This window comes from Mammaliicoccus sp. JADD-157, assembly GCF_049310805.1.
In the GTDB taxonomy this organism is placed as follows: domain Bacteria; phylum Bacillota; class Bacilli; order Staphylococcales; family Staphylococcaceae; genus Mammaliicoccus; species Mammaliicoccus lentus.
In genome coordinates, this window is record NZ_JBMOVZ010000001.1 from 128,691 (window position 1) to 147,142 (window position 18,452).

Annotated in this window: 15 protein-coding genes; 8 read left to right on the forward strand and 7 right to left on the reverse strand. The window is 31.0% G+C overall.

The window, feature by feature from the left end; all coding sequences use genetic code 11:
- Positions 1 to 45: 45 nt before the first annotated feature.
- The 4 genes from ACO6VN_RS00680 to ACO6VN_RS00695 all read right to left on the reverse strand — a co-directional run bounded on the left by ACO6VN_RS00680 (position 46) and on the right by ACO6VN_RS00695 (position 4,437).
- Positions 46 to 945 (reverse strand): ABC transporter permease subunit, encoded by a 900-nt coding sequence (locus tag ACO6VN_RS00680; RefSeq protein WP_064211234.1) that lies wholly within the window; start codon positions 943 to 945, stop codon positions 46 to 48.
- Complete coding sequence (locus tag ACO6VN_RS00685; protein ID WP_016999337.1) at positions 945 to 1,796, reverse strand: ABC transporter permease subunit; 852 nt, start codon at positions 1,794 to 1,796, stop codon at positions 945 to 947. The genes ACO6VN_RS00680 and ACO6VN_RS00685 overlap by 1 nt, the downstream gene beginning before the upstream one ends.
- Positions 1,797 to 2,030: 234 nt before the next feature.
- Positions 2,031 to 3,251: an amidohydrolase family protein gene (locus tag ACO6VN_RS00690; protein ID WP_422404100.1), complete on the reverse strand. Its 1,221-nt coding sequence runs from the start codon at positions 3,249 to 3,251 to the stop codon at positions 2,031 to 2,033.
- A 19-nt stretch (positions 3,252 to 3,270) separates the two neighbouring features.
- The gene (locus ACO6VN_RS00695; protein WP_216683266.1) at positions 3,271 to 4,437 is read right to left on the reverse strand and encodes a hypothetical protein; all 1,167 of its coding nucleotides are present in this window, start codon (positions 4,435 to 4,437) and stop codon (positions 3,271 to 3,273) included.
- Positions 4,438 to 4,824: 387 nt separating this feature from the next.
- On the opposite strand from ACO6VN_RS00695, the gene ACO6VN_RS00700 reads away from it, so the two are divergent.
- On the forward strand, positions 4,825 to 5,769 hold the full coding sequence (locus ACO6VN_RS00700) for a dihydrodipicolinate synthase family protein (RefSeq protein WP_422404101.1): 945 nt from the start codon (positions 4,825 to 4,827) through the stop codon (positions 5,767 to 5,769).
- A 38-nt stretch (positions 5,770 to 5,807) separates the two neighbouring features.
- Complete coding sequence (locus ACO6VN_RS00705; protein ID WP_135022083.1) at positions 5,808 to 7,028, forward strand: Nramp family divalent metal transporter; 1,221 nt, start codon at positions 5,808 to 5,810, stop codon at positions 7,026 to 7,028.
- Positions 7,029 to 7,048: 20 nt separating this feature from the next.
- Here ACO6VN_RS00705 and ACO6VN_RS00710 read toward each other — a convergent pair whose 3' ends face one another.
- The 3 genes from ACO6VN_RS00710 to ACO6VN_RS00720 all read right to left on the reverse strand — a co-directional run bounded on the left by ACO6VN_RS00710 (position 7,049) and on the right by ACO6VN_RS00720 (position 12,222).
- The gene (locus tag ACO6VN_RS00710) at positions 7,049 to 8,053 is read right to left on the reverse strand and encodes a LacI family DNA-binding transcriptional regulator (protein WP_135022085.1); all 1,005 of its coding nucleotides are present in this window, start codon (positions 8,051 to 8,053) and stop codon (positions 7,049 to 7,051) included.
- A 407-nt stretch (positions 8,054 to 8,460) separates the two neighbouring features.
- Positions 8,461 to 9,822, reverse strand: a complete 1,362-nt coding sequence (locus ACO6VN_RS00715) for an amino acid permease (RefSeq protein ID WP_016999340.1) — start codon at positions 9,820 to 9,822, stop codon at positions 8,461 to 8,463.
- A gap of 405 nt (positions 9,823 to 10,227) precedes the next feature.
- Positions 10,228 to 12,222, reverse strand: a complete 1,995-nt coding sequence (locus ACO6VN_RS00720; protein WP_016999341.1) for a catalase — start codon at positions 12,220 to 12,222, stop codon at positions 10,228 to 10,230.
- 188 nt (positions 12,223 to 12,410) lie between these two features.
- Between ACO6VN_RS00720 and ACO6VN_RS00725 the strand changes: the two genes are divergently transcribed.
- The 6 genes from ACO6VN_RS00725 to ACO6VN_RS00750 all read left to right on the forward strand — a co-directional run bounded on the left by ACO6VN_RS00725 (position 12,411) and on the right by ACO6VN_RS00750 (position 18,449).
- Positions 12,411 to 12,725: a PTS sugar transporter subunit IIB gene (locus tag ACO6VN_RS00725; protein WP_016999342.1), complete on the forward strand. Its 315-nt coding sequence runs from the start codon at positions 12,411 to 12,413 to the stop codon at positions 12,723 to 12,725.
- A gap of 9 nt (positions 12,726 to 12,734) precedes the next feature.
- Positions 12,735 to 14,015, forward strand: coding sequence for a PTS cellobiose transporter subunit IIC (celB, locus tag ACO6VN_RS00730; RefSeq protein ID WP_422404102.1), 1,281 nt, complete (start codon positions 12,735 to 12,737; stop codon positions 14,013 to 14,015).
- A 17-nt stretch (positions 14,016 to 14,032) separates the two neighbouring features.
- Entirely contained in the window at positions 14,033 to 14,347 is a 315-nt protein-coding gene (locus tag ACO6VN_RS00735) for a PTS lactose/cellobiose transporter subunit IIA (RefSeq protein ID WP_016999344.1), read from the forward strand.
- Positions 14,344 to 15,726 carry a glycoside hydrolase family 1 protein gene (locus ACO6VN_RS00740; protein ID WP_422404103.1) on the forward strand — a complete coding sequence of 461 codons (1,383 nt, stop codon included), beginning with the start codon at positions 14,344 to 14,346 and terminating at the stop codon, positions 15,724 to 15,726. The genes ACO6VN_RS00735 and ACO6VN_RS00740 overlap by 4 nt, the downstream gene beginning before the upstream one ends.
- A gap of 37 nt (positions 15,727 to 15,763) precedes the next feature.
- The gene (locus ACO6VN_RS00745; protein WP_147640969.1) at positions 15,764 to 17,641 is read left to right on the forward strand and encodes a BglG family transcription antiterminator; all 1,878 of its coding nucleotides are present in this window, start codon (positions 15,764 to 15,766) and stop codon (positions 17,639 to 17,641) included.
- A 172-nt stretch (positions 17,642 to 17,813) separates the two neighbouring features.
- Positions 17,814 to 18,449, forward strand: a complete 636-nt coding sequence (locus ACO6VN_RS00750) for a TetR/AcrR family transcriptional regulator (RefSeq protein WP_016999347.1) — start codon at positions 17,814 to 17,816, stop codon at positions 18,447 to 18,449.
- The last annotated feature ends 3 nt before the right edge of the window (positions 18,450 to 18,452 follow it).

An 18,452-nucleotide genomic window follows, 5' to 3' on the forward strand; every position in this document is an offset into this window, starting at 1 on the left:
TCCCTAGGCGTCAGCACTTTACAAAATCTGTATAGATTATATATTTTATTTATAAAGTTGAAATCTATAAGTTAGTTCTTTAGATAATAAATTAATGATAATAAAAATGTATAATATTGCTATTAATGGCGCGTAAAAAGTCCACCAGTTTGTTGTTAATTCGTTTGAATGAAATCCTAGAAGACTACTTAATTCATTAATACTAGGCCGCTCTGTTATTTCACAAGCAGGTCCGTAGCAAACTTTAGTTCCTCCAAAAAATATTTTAAAAAATGCTAAATGAGTCATAACTAACAAAGTTTGGAATGAAATTCGTAAAAAAACAATAAAATATTGTGTTGTGACATTTGGTAAGACATGTTTAAAAAATATATGAAAATTGCTAGGACTAATTGTATAAGCAACACTTATAAATTCTTTATTTAAAATGTATAATGTAGCATCTTTTATCAATATTGTTGTTGTAGGCGTCATTAAAATAATTAGTATTATAATATTATAAAGAGCTCTATAACTAAAACTAGTAGAAAATCCATCAATTGTTTCATAGAGTAAAGGTTGTAATAAAATATAAGCTAAAATTGTTTGAGGTATATAAAACAAGGCATTAGAAAAATATTTATAAAAACCAATATTTTTATTGTTAAAAGCTAAATAAGTACCAATAAAAATAGATATTAACATAGATAATGAAGCTATAATTATTATTAAAAATAAAGTTATTCTATAGCCTGATAAAACTTCGAACAGCATATTTTTAGATCCACTATCAACACCAAATAAAGCATGAAGACTCGGTGGAAATGGAGAACTCTTTATAATTTCGCCATTTGAATTATAAAGAAAATTTATAGTTTTTGGTGTGATTTTTAAAATGTCAAAATAAACTATACTTACACAAGCGGGTATTAATAATAAAATTAATAGTGTATATATTCTTTTCATCATAATCCCCCTTGAATGCCTGTCATTCTAGTTATTATCTTTTCTATAAATAATAAAGAAAGCGAAATAGGTATGTAAATTAAGATAAATGTTACAAATAACACTTCAGGATCGCCGTAGTCAAAAATAAAAGAAGACAGACCATGTATGTTAAAAATTCTTTCTAACAACAACAAACTTGAAAGTGTAATCCATATTATGTGTTTAAAGTTGATAAGATAGGAAATGGTTAAATTTCTCAAAATATGGTGATAAAACAACTCTTTTTTGGTTAACCCTTTAGATTTAGAAAATTGAATATAATTAGAATTTGATTCATCGTCTAAAATAGAGTTTAAATAAGTACTACTATTTACAAAAGGAATTATCGATAATACCAAAATAGGAAAGACTATAGCTTTATTTTGATAATCATCAGCTATATTAAACAACAAAATATCTGTATATTGATAAAAAATTACAACTAGTGAGATAGCGAAAGGAATATAAAAAATATCAGGAATTATAGATAAAAATGTATTTAATTTTACATAATATCTTTTAATAAATTTGTTAGAATATAGCAGGTAAGTAAAAATAAATGAAAAGATAAATGCTATTATGAGTGAAGAAAACAATATAATCAATGAGTTGATTAATGGCTCAATAAAAAAAGGGAATAGATTTCTATCTATATTAGAAATTTTATTTGTAAAAGTAATATCTTGAGGATGGAATATATAAGAAGATGTTTTTTTAACTGTTCTAATATATTTCGAAATATTGAATTGTTGATTTTCAAAAAGAGATGGCGTACAAGCTATTAATAAGAAAGTAATGATTGTAATTATAATATTTAATAACTTCGTCATAAGAATACACCTTTTTCTAAATAAATTATCAAAAAAATTAAGTTTATAAAGGGTCTAAAATTACTATCGAGTAATTATAATATTAACATAATTCAGAAAAATTAGCGGTTTTTTCATTAAGTGTATAAATTTTTGTGATCATATACATGTCGGTATTGTTTATCTTTTCATTGGATGCAAAACTAAAAAAACTGACCTCATATTCAAATTGAGGTCAGTTTTTTTATGTTCTAATTATGCTCTAACGTCTTTTACAATTTTACCGTCTATAGCTACGACTTTAATCTTGTTTGGATCTCTCAATACTGCGATATCCTCTAATGGGTTTTGTTCTAGTAAAATAAAGTCGGCTTTTTTACCTTCTTCGATTGTACCGAGTTCATCATCGTATCCTAAACATTCTGCAGCAACTTTAGTGGATGATACGATTGCTTCCATTTCAGTCATACCGTGCTCAACCATAAGCTCTAACTCTCTAAGGTTTGTACCGTGTTTGAATACACCTGCATCTGTGCCCATCGCGATTTTAACACCTGCTTGATGTGCTTTTTTGAAACTGTCGATATGATCTTGCATAACTTGTTTTGATTTATTGATTGAGTTTTCACTCATACCTAATTCAGTTGCGAATTCAATAACTGAAAGTGGAGCGAGTAGTGTTGGAACAAGATACATATCTTTTTCTTTCATGAGTTTAACAGCTTCATCGTCTAAATAGATTCCATGTTCAATTGAATGGATACCCGCTTCAATACATTGTTTAACGCCTTCTAAACCTTGAGCGTGCGCCATTACTTTACGATTATTTCTAAATTGTGCTTCTTCTACAATAACTTTTAATTCTTCTAATGAAAATTGTGTGTAGTCTGGATGATCGGTAGCACTTGTTACACCACCTGTTGCATGTACTTTAAGCACATCTGCTCCAGCTCTTAACATTTCACGAGCTTTTTTACGTACTTCCTGTACACCGTCACAAATTCCATTTGGCATACCTGGATATCCATCTTGTAAAATTGGTAGTTGGATACCAGATTTAGTATAGCTATCACCATGACCTCCTGTAATAGTTAATGCGTTCACACTAATTTGTAAGCGAGGTCCTAACACTAACCCGTCATTGACAGCTTCTTTTACGCCTAAATCCGCACCTAATGCATCTCGAACTGTTGTTACACCAGCATCAACTGTGCGTTTTAAATGATCCATTGCTTTATAGAAATTATATGAAAATGGAGTAGATAAACGGTTTTCAAGTGGTTCCATTTCTAGCATCACATGTACGTGGCTATCTATCATACCAGGCAATAAATATTGTCCTTTACCATCTAACGTATCTTCACCACTTAAATTTTGACCAATTTTAGTGATTACTTCATTTTCGACTTGTATATCAACATTTTGTTGAACTTCATTTCCTGTCCCGTCAATTAAATTTATATTTTTTATAATCATGTTTTTTCCTCCTATATTATTAAATAAAGTTCATAAGAATAGACGTCAGAATAACAGAAGCTACTGTTACCGTCGTGAATCCACCGATAATCATTGGGCTTAGTAACTCGTTAAATACATCTTCACGTTCGTCCTTATCGTCTGTTACTGAGCGACTTACTTCTTCACATAAAATGAAGTCTCCCGGGAAACCATAAAGTGCTGTTAAAGCAACAGGTAACGCTTTAGCCGGTCTCCAACCAATTAATTTCGCTCCTACATAACCACCGATTAGAATTCCAATTGTACCGATGATGAGAATAGAAAGAATAGCGGGTAGGTGCGTCCATAGATCATGAGGTTTGATACCACCCATTGAACCGATAACAATTAAAATAATTGTAACCATCATAATAGTGAATGATTGGTTATGCTGCATTTCTTTTTCTTCGAATAAGCCAATTTTCAGACCTATAACTCCGAATAATAAGCTGAGAAGTGTATAGTGAATACCCGTAACACTGCCAATAATAAAAGCAAGACTTGCTAAGAAGAACATAATAAACAATCTAATGACATTGTTTTGTAACAAAGGATTTTTGTTGAAAATATTTTCTTTTTTAGTTTTATCTTTGTTAGAAATTGTTGCGACATTTTTATCATGTTCACGGTTTTTAAGATAATAACGTGAATATCGTTTCATTAATACAGCACTTAGAGGCATACCAATTACGCCTTGTAATGCTTGAACAATTGCGGGTAATACAATTAAATTAGCTAAACCTAAGTCTTGTAATTTTTCAACAGTGATAAGTAGGGCAACAATACCACCTGCAATCGGACCTACACCAGAAGCTGCTGTACGAAAATCGAACATTAATGTTACAAAAACAAGAATTAATGTTGTAGAACCGATAATACCGAATACGGAAATCACAACAGCTTTCCACTGTGATTTTAGAATGTGTAACGGCATCATTGTTCCCATATGCATAATAACTGGCCCAATAACAAGCGCACCAAGCGAAGGTAATATGGCGTTATCTAAAATTTTCTCAGGTAATACTCCGGCCCATGTTAATAACAAATAACTGACCATTGCTGTTAATAACATTGGAACACGCGCTTTAGTTAAATAAGAGATGATTTCTCCTAAAACAATTAGTGCAAATAAAATAGTTGCTGAAATTAGTGGTTCACTCACCATAACCTTCACTTCCTTTTCTTTATAATGAAATCGATTTTAGCACATTAGAATACATTAGTTAATAGTATATTCTAAATATTTAGAATATATAGATAAATATTACACTTATAATTTGATTTCATATTTATAAAGAATAGTAATAGTAATATTATGAATGAGAATAGAGCGAGTGAGGATGCTTAGTTAGAAAAATTTGTAGATGAAGATACCCTTATTGTCAATTCTTCGCAAACGTGTCAACAAAACCTTTTATACATACAAAAACAGGTGCATGACTAGAGTAAAAATAAATTAAAAGTATAAATTTTCTTGACTTTAGAAAACGCTTACTTTAATATTGGCTACAACGTAAACGTTTACGTAAATTTTATAAAGAGGTGTATAACTATGAAAAACAAAGAAAAATGGAGCGGTGTATTTCCAGCAGTATTAGTACCTTTTAATGAAGATGATTCTATTGATGAAGAGAGTTTTAGAGAACTTGTCAGTTGGGTCGCAAGTCATGATGGAGTGAAAGGTATTGTGGTTAATGGACATACCGGAGAAATTATGACGTTATTACCTGATGAAAGAGCACGTGTGGTTAGTATTGCAGTAGACGAGCTGAAAGGAAAAATTCCAGTTATTTCAGGCGTTTCTGCTGAAGGCACTATTGAAACAATTCAACATGCCCAAGCAGTCGAGAAAGCTGGAGGCGAAGCAATTTTATTAATGCCGCCACATTCTTGGTTAAGATTTAGTATGCAAGAAGATTCTCCTGTAAACTATTTTAATGATGTTGCAAATGCAATTGATATTGGTATTGTAGTTCATCAATACCCAGCAGATACTAAAGCTTCATATACTACTAACCAATTATTGAAAATGGCGGAAATTCCTAATGTAGTAGCATTTAAATTAGGTGAGAGAGATATAGCTACTTATGAACTTCATGTACGTTCGTTACAAAATGAGGCGCCAGATTGTGCCATATTAACATGTCATGATGAATACTTATTACCTACATTAGTACAGGGTATAGAAGGCGCATTAGTTGGATTTGGTTGTTTTGTACCTAACTTAATTTCTGATTTAGTAGAACATGTTAAAAATAACGACTTTAAATCTGCCAAAGGTGTTTATGATGAAATTTATAAATTAAAACATGCAATATATAAAATGGATCAACCTTCTTCAAGTTCACATTTGAGAATGAAAGAAGCTATGTATCAAAGAGGCATAATCAAAACTAATAACGCTCGAAAACCTGTTGAACCATTAACTCAAGAAGAAAAAGATGAAATAAAGGAAGGTTTGAAATCTGTGGGATTATTAAAACAAATTAACAATTAAAAGAATTTCTTTTAATTGTTTGGTTAGTGGTGATATAAGTGGAAAAAACAAGATTAAGTTTTTGGGACTTATTAAAAAGAATTGGTCCTGGAATTGTTTTAACTGGTGTAGTTATTGGTCCTGGAGTAATTACGACAGCTTCAATGGTAGGAGCTTCTCATGGTTATAAATTACTTTGGTTATTTATACCTATAGGTTTTATGGGAATAACGTTCGTAATTGCTTCATACCGCATTACATTGTTGACAGGTATGCCGTCAATAAAAGCTATCCGTCATTATTTTGGGAATACATCAGCAATCATTGTAGGTCTATCTACTTTTTTATCTTGTGTATTTTTTACTATAGGTAATATTTCGGGAACTGGAGCTGCAATGAATTTGCTGTTCGGGATAAATTGGAAAATAGGTGCAATTTTAATGTTGATCATTTTAGTATATTGCTATTTTTCCAAAAATGTCTATTCTAAGATTGAAAAGCTAATTTTATTATGTATATTTGGAATGATTATTGCATTTTATATATCTTTAGTTAGCGTAGGCGGTCCAGATATAAAACAATCTATCAATGGACTAACACATTGGAAATTCCCTGAGGGTAGCTTGTATTTAGCATTGGGCTTCATAAGTACGCATGCATCAATAACAACCGGTATATATGGAACTTATTTGAGTAAAGAAAAAGAATGGTCTAAAAATGATTTATACAATGGCGGTATGTTAGCAGATGCACTTGCACACGTTTTAGGTATTATTATAGTTAGTGGTTCTATTGTGTTGGTTGGTGCTATCGTATTACACCCTCAACATATCGTTATTTCTTCACCAACTGAATTAAGTAGTTTACTAAAGCCTTTCTTAGGAAAGTATGCCCCGATTATAATGGGGATAGCACTACTAGCAGCAGCATTTTCTTCATTACTAGGTAATACTCACAGATCTGTTGTTTTATTAAATGCAGGATTTGATAAACCTACAAATTTAGATCATAAGTCTATACAAATTGGTGCTGTAGTTGTTTTGATTTTTTCTTCAATTGTAAGTTTTGGTTACGGTGGATCTCCAATAGAACTTATATATATATCTAATATAGCTACTTCAATAGCGACTCCTATTGCTGGATTTTTTATGACAATTTTATTGTTTAAAAAAGATGTAAATAAAGGAGAAAAAAGACCTTATATATTACAAGGAGCTATGGTAATTAGCTATGGATTTTGCTTATGTTTAATAGTAGTCTCATTAATTAAATTATTTTAAAAAACAACAGCTTTCTTAAATTATTTTAAGGAAGCTGTTGTTTCTCTTTCAATATAGTCCATTGGAAATATACAATTTATATTCCTATAAGTATTTTTAGTGTTTAATTTTAGGAATAATCGACTAATTGCAGTTTCTCCTATATTTTTAAGGTCAACGTTTGTAGTGGAAAGTCTAGGAGAAACTAAGTTTGTAACAGGGGTGTTATCACTACCTATAATAGATAGTTGATTAGGAATATTTATATTTAAATCTTTTGCTATATTAAGTATTCCCAAAGCAATATTATCTGAGGAACACACTAATCCGGTAATATCATGATTATTTTCCAAAAATGTTTTTACAATCGTTTCTTGGCCTTTTATATCAAATTCTTGTAATTCTAAAATATATTCATTTAAGTTGAGTTCATCTATTGTATTTTTGTAGCCTTGTTTATAGATTTTACTCTGATAAGAAGTGGACGGGCCATTGATTAAAGCAATATGTTTATGATTTTTATTGTACAAGCTTTCAACTGAAAGTTTCACTCCAGATATTTCATCGGCACTTACACAATCGAAATTAGAATTTTCTAAAAAACTACCAATAATTACTATAGGTAAATTTAAATCTTTTAGCCAATTTAAATCAATTTCATTTTCTCTTGGTGCCAATAATAATATACCGTCAACTATATTTGTATCTAATATTTTTTTATGTTGTTTAGTAGTAAATGAAATAATTAAGTTGTACTCTGTTTGCTCTATTACTCTAGAAATACCTTCAATAATTGTTAGAAAGAATGAATTGTGTATTGTATTAGAACCACCTGGGACGATAAGGCCAATATTACCTGTATTATTCTTAACTAAGCTTCGAGCATTAATATTGGGGCGGTAATTCATTTCTTCCATTATTTCTCTAATTCTATTTTCAGTTTCTTTTCCTACACCAGGCTTGTTAGAAATAACTCTTGATACTGAAGCAATAGATACGTTTGCTTTTTTAGCGATATCTTTTATACTAATTTGTTTTTTTTTCATATAATACCCCTTTGAAATATATCGATTTTACTGATTTTAGTAAGGAGTGAGTAAAATGATAGAATGAATATTATTTTGTCTATACTAATATTACTGCTATTTTACCATAATTAAACATAATTCTATTGCTATTGATATATTAATAATTTAATTTGTTTTTTTAATATTATGGCCTAACGGTTTGCTTACATATTTTCTTCGCAAACGTGTCAACAAGGGTGCACTTATTGTCAATTCTTCGCAAACGTGTCAACAAGAGTACTCTTATTGTCAATTCTTCACAAACGTGTCAACAAGGGTACTCTTATTGCCAATACTTCGTAAACGTGTCAACAAAACCTTTTATACATACAAAAACAGGCGAACCCATATAACATGAAGGGCTCACCTGTTTATTCTATAAACTATTAATGTTTAGCAGTTTTTCTGTTTTTATTAATGTAATATACGCTTACTAATAAGATAATCCATAATGGTGAATACATCAAAGCTGTTCTTGTATCTTCTGCTAAGAATAAAACGACGAGTACAAATGCAAAGAAGATTAATGACAAGTATGATCCGATAACACCGAATGGGTTCTTGAATTTTGATTTTTTGTGTAATGCTGCATCTTCTCTTCTATATTTTATATAACAAATTAAAATTACTGACCAAATAAAGATGAAGAATATTGTTGCAAGTGTTGTGACGAGTGTAAATACATCGTCTGGAATAAAGTAATTTAATATTGCAGCGAAGAATAATACTACGCCTGAGAAAATTAGAGCAGGATATGGCACACCACGCTTGTTTGTTTTGCTTAATCCTTCTGGCGCATGTCCTGTTTGACCAAGTCCATAGACCATACGGCTATTACTAAATAATCCGCTGTTTGCTGCACTTGCTGCTGATGTTAATACAACAAAGTTTACAATACCTGCAGCTGCTGGTATACCTGCTAATACGAATAAATTAACGAACGGGCTTTCTGTTGCAGAAACTTTATTCCAAGGTGTAATACTCATAATAATGAGCAAACTTAATACGTAGAAAATTAAAATACGGATACCTATTGAATTCACAGCTTTAGGTAAATTCTTTTCAGGATCTTTCGTTTCTCTAGCTGTTACACCTACAAGTTCAATACCTACAAAGCTGAACACCGCCATTTGAAAGGCGAGTAAGAATCCCATCGGACCATTCGGGAAGAAACCACCGTGTGTGTATAAGTTATGGAACCCAGATTGAATACCAGTAGTTGATTTGAAACCAGTAAATATTAACCAGAATCCAATAACTATTAATAACACAATAGCGATTACTTTAATTAATGCGAACCAAAATTCGATTTCGCCAAATAATTTAACTGTCAATAAGTTTAAACCTAATAAGATGACTACAGTTGCGATAGCAGAAACGTAAGAGGGTATACTTGGATACCAAAATTGTATGTATTTTGCTACTGCGGTAATATCTGCAATACCTGTTGCTACCCAACAGAACCAATAAGTCCAACCAGTTAAAAATCCAAATAAATGTCCTAAATAATGTTCGGCTATATCTGTGAATGAATTATATTCACTGTTAGATAATAGTAACTCTCCTAATGCTCTCATCATTACAAATAGGAAAAATCCTATAATAATATATACTAATAAAATTGATGGACCGGCTAATGAAATACTTTTACCAGCTCCAAGGAACAGGCCAGTACCAATTGCGCCACCAATTGCAATCAACTGAATATGTCGACTGGACATACTCCGTTGTAACTCATGATTATCCATTTATTTCAGCTCTCCTTAATCTTAAAAAAACACATGTGAAAATTTGTATAACAAATTTCAATATAAAAAGCATTATACTACGAAATTTAGAAAAAAACAGAAGAAATTATATTTATACATTGCTTACAATGTTTTTAATGATTAGAACCGTGTTAATGTAAGCGTTTCACATATTATTTTTTAATCAATTGTGATAGATAACGTATAAATAACATTAAAAATACATAAATATTACTAGGATAATCATGAAAATATCTATTTTAATATAGAAAAATCAGAGACATAAACCCAATATTTAAAATAGCTTACTTCTACATAGATGAAACACAGTCCGATAAATAAAAATATCGAACCGCAAATAAAAAAGCTGAGGCATAAAATGTATGCCTCAGCTTAACCAGTATATTATTTTCTGTCCCAATATCTTGCGCGATCAAATGCTTTTACGATTGTTTCTGGTTCGTCAGATACAAATACACCAGGAGCATCAATTTTTAATTTTGCATTTCCTAATCCTTGGGATGCTGCTTTGTTTACAATCAATGGTTTATTGTGTTTGTAAGTGAGCTCAACGAATTCTTCTACTTGAGGCTTAATGTCACTGCCATCTGATAATACGATTGTACTATCGAATAATGTTGAATGTGCAGTGTCAAATGTCTCAGTAATACCAAAGTCTTCGCTTAAGTTCTCAGGATATTGACCTACAAATGCATAGTTTAAGTCGTTTTCAGCAAATGTTTTCGCGTAAGATTTTAATGTGTCTACATCGATATTTCCATTTACTAATACTGCAACTGAATGTGCTGCAATTGGAATATCATATTTTTCCATTGTTAATTGGCTATCTTTCGCATCAGATTGAACTTCTTCATTTTCTTCAGGAACTTCAACGCCAACGTTTTTCGCAACTCGTTCTGCTAATGTGCGATCGACTTTATTTAATTGGTTTACAGCGTTTTGTTTAACCATTATAGAATTACACATACCAATTTCGAATGAGAAACCATCAACAGTATGGTCATATTCTGCTTGGCTTAAACTGTTTAAATAAAGTTTTGCTTGGCTATAATAATCTTTAAAGCTTTCGCTTCGTTTTCGTATTTTATGACCTTCAACTTTTTCTTGATAGTGTTCATAACCGCCTTCTTCTTTCGGAGTAGGATGTGGGTCGTTATTGTTTAATGCATTTTTATGATAAGCAACTTGTCCAGAGTTGATATTCATTTGATGCATTGCATCTCTTTGGTTGTTATGAACTTCATTTACAGGTCTATTAATTGGTATTTGATTAAAGTTTGGTCCACCTAATCTTGAAATTTGCGTATCTGTGTATGAGAATAAACGACCTTGTAATAATGGGTCATTTGAAAAGTCGATACCTGGAACAATATGACCTGGATGGAATGCTGCTTGTTCTGTTTCATCGAATACGTTTGAAACGTTACTATTAAGCGTCATTTTACCTACAACTTCAATTGGTACTTGATCTTCTGGCCAAATTTTTGTAGGGTCTAAAATATCAAAGTCAAAGTCGAATTCTTGCTCTGGTTTAATAACTTGTAGCGCTAATTCCCATTCAGGATAGTCACCTTTTTCAATAGATTCATAAAGATCTTTACGGTGGAAGTCTACGTCTTTACCGTGAAGGATTTGTGCTTCGTCCCAAACTAATGATTCTAATCCGTGTAATGGTTTCCAATGGAATTTCACGAAGTAAGATTGTCCTTCACTGTTAACAAGGCGGAACGTGTGTATACCAAAACCTTCGATTTGTCTAAAGTTTTTAGGAATACCACGGTCACTCATAGCCCAAACTGTAGTATGCGTACTTTCTGGATTTTGCGCAAAGAAGTCCCAAAATGTGTCATGTGCAGTACCACCTTGTGGCATCTCATTATGAGGTTCAGGTTTAACTGCATGAATTAAGTCAGGGAATTTTATAGCATCTTGAATAAAGAATACAGGAATATCGTTACCTACTAAATCGAAAATACCTTCATCAGTATAGAATTTTGTCGCAAATCCGCGCACGTCTCTTACAGTGTCTGGTGAACCTTTAGAACCTTGAACTGTTGAAAATCTTACAAATACGGGTGTCGTTTTCTCAGGATGAGTTAGAAAGTCGGCTGAAGTATATTGTGACAAGTCTTTATAAACTTGGAATTCACCGTGGGCACCGAAACCCCTAGCATGTACAATACGTTCTGGAATACGTTCATGGTCAAAGTGCATGATTTTTTCTCTAAAATGAAAGTCCTCTAGTAAACTAGGACCACGTTCACCAACTGTTAACGTGTTTTCATCTTCACTCACTTTAACGCCATTATTTGTCGTCATTGCCTTACCGTCATTGCTTTTAGTTACTTCATCAATTTGTTCTTTCTTTTTGTTACTCAACTCTAAGCCCCCCTAAATATATGATATTAATGTTATTCCCGTTAAAAATTTTAAGAAACATTTATATAGGAAAGAATAAGGAATTTTCAAAATATAACGACGCTTCCTCTATTAGTGGAAAATAGTTGTATCGATATGAAAACGTATACAATATACAATTGAATTACAAATCAAAGGGGGAAGAAAAAATGAAAAATATTTTATTAGCATGTTCAGCAGGAATGTCTACAAGTCTTTTAGTAACTAAGATGGAAGAAGCGGCTGAAAAGCAAGATATAAATGTAAATATAAAAGCGATGTCTAGTGACAATGCTTTCCACTCACTTGAAGATTATGATGTGTTATTAATAGGTCCACAAATGAGATTTATGAGAAAGAAATTTTTAAAAGCAGCTGAAGATAAAGGTCTTAATTTACCAATTGAAGCAATTGATTCCGTTAGTTATGGAAGAATAGATGGTGAAGGCGTATTAAAACAAGCTTTATCATTACTGGAAGAGTAGGTGATAAATATGCAAAATACATTTATGGAGAAATTGGAAGATGTCTTGTTGCCAATAGCAGACAAATTAAACAACAATAAATACCTAGCATCATTAAGAGATGGCTTTATGGTAGCACTGCCATTGATTATATTCGGATCTATATTTATTGTAATAGCAAACTTTCCATTTTTAGATAAAATACTTTCAGAAAGCCAGTTTACAGCTTGGCAAAATGCTATAAGCCCAGCTTCGGACGCGACGCTCTCGATTATGGGGTTATTCGTGATTATTGGGATAGGTTATAAATTAACCCAGCGGAATGAGTTAGAAGGTATTTATGGAGCAGTAACAGCTTTAAGTGCTGTTTTAATACTAACACCACAAGTTGTAGGTAAAACAGAAGGAGTTATACCTACAGAAATACTAGGAGCTAAAGGTATGTTCCTAGGCATAATTGTTTCGATTATTAGTGCCGAACTGTATAGTTACTTCACTAAAAAAGATATAACAATAAAAATGCCGAACGGTGTGCCGGATCAAGTAGCGAAATCGTTTAGTGCATTATTACCTGTTGCCTTTACTTTAACGATATTCGTAGTGCTTAGAATTGTAGTAGCTTTAACACCGTTCGAAACGTTACAAAATTTAATTTATACAATAGTGCAAGAACCATTAACTGCTTTAGGAAGAGGCTTACCAGCAACAATTGTAGCAGTACTATTCATTCAAGTGTTCTGGTTCTTCGGGTTACACGGACAAATTATTGTGAATACAGTTTTCGATCCAATTTGGTATTCATTAAATAATGAGAACCTTGCAGCATTTAAACAAGGTGTAGAACTACCGAACATCATTACTAAACAGTTTATTGATACATTTTTAGTAGGCATGGGAGGTACTGGTGGAACTTTAGCAGTCGTACTTGGTATTTATCTACTTTGTAGAAGTAAACAAAATAAAGAAATAGCTAAATTAGGTACGCCAGCTTCTATATTTAACGTAAATGAACCGATTTTATTTGGTTTACCTATCATTATGAACCCTTTAGTTATTTTACCTTGGATTTTATCACCAGTTATCATAACGATTGTAAGTTATACATCAATGTACTTAGGACTAGTACCGAAACCATCCGGTGTAATCGTACCATGGACTACACCAATATTTATTAGTGGTTATTTAGCTACAGGTAACTCGTGGCAAGGTGCGATGTTACAGCTAGTGAATTTAGTCATAACATTTGTTATCTGGTGGCCATTCTTAAAATTATTAGATAAAAACTATTTAAGACAAGAAAAAGAAAATTAAAATATGGAGGAAAATTTATGACAGTTTCAATTAACGAAAAGGCATTTCAAATAATATTATATGGTGGGAATGGTCGCTCAAGTGCAATGGAAGCTATCCAATGTGCTAAAGAAAGAAACTTTAAAGAAGCAGAAATGCTTATTTCAGAGGCTGAAAAAGAAATAAATAAAGCTCATAAATTTCAAACAGAATTATTACAAGATGAAGCTAATGGTGAAAGTAGTGAGTTGAATTTATTGCTTATCCATTCTCAAGATCACTTAATGAACGCTATAACAGTAAAAGATTTAGCAAATGAAATGGTAGATTTATATAAGGAGATGAAATCATGACAAAATATATATTTCCAAATGATTTTTGGTGGGGTAGTGCAGCAAGCGCAACGCAAACAGAAGGAACAGATTCAATTAAGGATAAAACAATTTGGGATAAGTGGTATGAAGAAGAACCAAATCGCTTTTTTAACAATGTAGGTCCTAATACAACTTCAGACTTTTATAACAGATATAAAGAAGATATTAAGTTAATGAAAGAAACGGGACATAATTCATTTAGACTTTCAATTTCATGGACTAGATTAATCAACCAAGATACTAACGAAGTAAATGATGATGCTGTTCAATTCTATAATGATGTGATTAATGAATTGAAAGCTAATAATATCGAACCATTTGTTAACTTATATCATTTTGATATGCCTTATAAAAAGCAAGAACAAGTTGGATTTGAATCATTAAATGTCGTTAATGATTACGTGAATTACGCTGTGAAATGTTTTGAATTGTTTGGTGATCGCGTTAAATATTGGTTCACATTCAATGAACCAATCGTTCCAGTAGAAGGGGGATATTTATACGATTTCCATTATCCTAATATTGTAGATGCCAAACGAGGTTTCCAAGTAGCATTTAATACGGTTCTAGCTAATGCTAAAGTAATAAAAGCTTTCAAAGAAAATGATTTTCAAGGTAAAATCGGCATTATTTTAAACTTAACGCCTTCTTATCCAAGAAGTCAAAATGAAGCGGATTTAAAAGCAGCTAAAATTGCTGATTTATTCTTTAATAAGAGTTTCTTAGATCCTGTAACAAAAGGGAAATACCCAGCAGAATTAGTCGATATATTAAAGGAACATGATTTAGTTCCTCATTATCAACAAGAAGACTTAGCATTAATAGAGCAGTATACAATCGACTTGTTAGGTGTTAACTATTATCAACCTAGAAGAGTAAAAGCTAGAGATACAATGCCTAATCCTGAAGCACCATTTCTACCAGAATATTATTTCGATAATTATGAAATGCCTGGCCGAAAAATGAACCCTTACAGAGGATGGGAGATTTACCCTAAAGGTATATACGATATTATGGTTAACCTTAAAGAAAACTATAACAATATTGAAAGCTTTATATCTGAAAATGGCATGGGTGTTGAGAATGAAAAACGCTTCATCGAAAATGGTGAAATCAATGATGTATATAGAATCGACTTTGTAAAATCACATTTGATATGGTTAAATAAAGCAATACAAGAGGGTGCAAATTGTACGGGATATCACATGTGGACATTCATGGATAATTGGTCTTGGATGAATGCCTATAAAAATAGATATGGCTTTGTATCAGTAAATATAGAAAATGGTGAAAGAACAATCAAACAAAGTGGGAAATGGTTTAAGGAATTAGCTTCAAGTAATGAAATAATTGACTAATATGAGGTAAAAATAGAGTATATTAGGAGAGAATATGATGCAAATCAGACATCTCAACATCGTGAAAATATTGTATCAGCATCAAAAGGAATATATTACGAGCAATGCAATCGCTAAATTATTAGGTTTGTCATCAAAAACAATTAGAACCCAAATAAAAGAAATAAATGAAGAAAGTGAAGCTTTTGGATTTCTTATTCAAACTAAGAAGTCCAAAGGCTATAATCTTTTTATTATAGATGAGGGTTTATTTAATTATTTCTTAAATGAAAGATATTTAAAAGATGAAAACTTAAATTTTAACAATCAAGATAGTAGAATACGATTTATTATGAGAAAACTATTGCTCTCTAATGATTATACAAAAATAGAATCTTTAAGTGAAAATATGTTTGTAAGTACGGGAACACTTAAAAATGATATGAATGAAATTAGGCAAATATTAAACAAATATGAAATTGAAATTGTCAGCCGTCCAAACTATGGTATGAAAATTATAGGCAAAGAATTTCAAATAAGGTATGCAATAGCAGAATTTCTATTAAATAATCAGCAAAGTGATATTGGTTTTTCAGAACAAGATACATCTAGTGTCAAAAACCAGCTTGTTAAACTATTAAAAATTTATAACATAGAAATTCCTGAAGTGAAATTAGATAATTTAGTGACGCATATTAATATTGCAGTCGTGAGAATGAGAAATAATTCAATGATCGAACAGAAATTTCAAATAGAAGAACAACCTTTATCTACTGAATTAAAACATTTCTTTGATGATATGGTTCATTTTATTGAAGAACGTTTTAATTTAATACTACCCAAAAAAGAAATAGAGTATTTATATATTCATTTTGTTTCTACTGGAATAATGAATGAAGTTTCGAATATTCCAAGAAATGAAGAAGTAGATAAAATGATTCAACACATGCTTGATAATGTACAACGTGTTTTCTATTTAGATTTGCAATCAGATGAAGCTTTAAAAGAAAATATATACCTCCACCTATTAACATCTATAAACAGATATAAATATAAGATGAATATAAGAAATCCTATGTTAGAAGAAATTAAACAAAATTATCCTTTTGCATTTGATATTGGAGTTGTAGCAAGTAAAATGATTGAAAAAGATTTGAAAGTCCAAGTTTCTGAAAGTGAGATAGGTTACTTAGCATTACATTTTGAAATGGCTTTAAATAGAAATAACATAGACGAGAAGAAATTAAATATCATACTTGTATGTAATTCTGGGTTAACGAGTTCACAACTCATTAAATATAAATTGATACAGAATTTTGGTAATCAGATTCAAATCACTGAAATCATTGAATTATATAATATCGAAAAGGCTAACATTAATAAAGCTGATATCATTATTTCAACTGTGCCTATCAACCATGATATTAATATACCGATTTTGTATGTTAGCCCCATTCTTTCACAAAATAATATCAATATGATTCAACGTTACATTGATTTAAAACCTTTAGATAATAAAGAACAATTAATAAAAATGCTAGAATTAAATAAAGATTTCAATAACAAAGAAGACGTTTTGAATTATTTGAATGAGTATTTAACAGATCAAAATTTAATAGAAGAAGGGTTTTTACAAAGTATTATTGAAAGAGAAAAATATGCTTCTACTGCTTATGGAAATTTAGTAGCAATTCCTCATCCAGTAATGCCATTAGCTAAACAATCATTTGTATTTATGATGACAATGAAAAAGCCAATAGCATGGGATGATAAAGAAGTACAAATTATATTTTGCCTAGGATTAAAAAAGAATACGACTATTAATTTGGAGAAGGTCTACCAAAACTTAACAGATATTATCAATGATTATAGTAGTGTGCTTAAATTGCTTGAATCCAATAATGACAAAGAATTTTGGAAGTACTTTTCTTTTTAATGTATTAATTAAAGGATTATAAGAATTATTTTTGGAGTGGGACAGAAATCTTGTTTTGTTAAAAGGTTTCATAGTCTCGCTCTCTTTTTTTACTTAAAATTTGACCACACTGGTCGAAAGTTGTATGATGTAGTCGACCGAAGTGGTCTAATGAAATTGAGAAGGTGTTTATATGAGTGATACTTTTTATAATTTAGATAAAGCAAAAAGGCAGAAAATCATAAATGCTAGCCTTTTAGAGTTTGCTAGTCATGGTTTTAGTCGTAGTTCAACAAATCGTATTGTTCAAGAAGCGGGCATTGGTAAAGGTATGCTCTTTTATTATTTTGAGAATAAGGCTGGATTATTTAAGTTTTTAGTCGATTATTGTTTAGAGTTTATTGAGCGTTATTATTTTGAACAAATAGATATGGATGAGAAGGATATATTTAAACGCTTAGTACACCAAACGAGGATAAAGTCGGATTTATTTACAATGCATCCTAGCATGTCTCAATTTTTATCAAAAGTAGTTATTGATAAAGATAATTTTCAACACATCACGGAAGGACAAAAAGAGTATATCGTAAATTTACAGAACAAGGTTCAGTCTCAATTATTTGATGATATAGATACATCATTATTTAGAGATGACTTGGATGTTAATCAATCTGTTAAAATAATTCAATTTTCAATTGCAGGTTTATCTGAATCTATTATGGCTAGGGTAACGGATGAAATGATTAATTCGAATGACTACAGTATTTTTTACGAAGAATTTGATGCGTATATAAATGAAATGAGAAAAATATTCTATAAAGGATCGTGAATA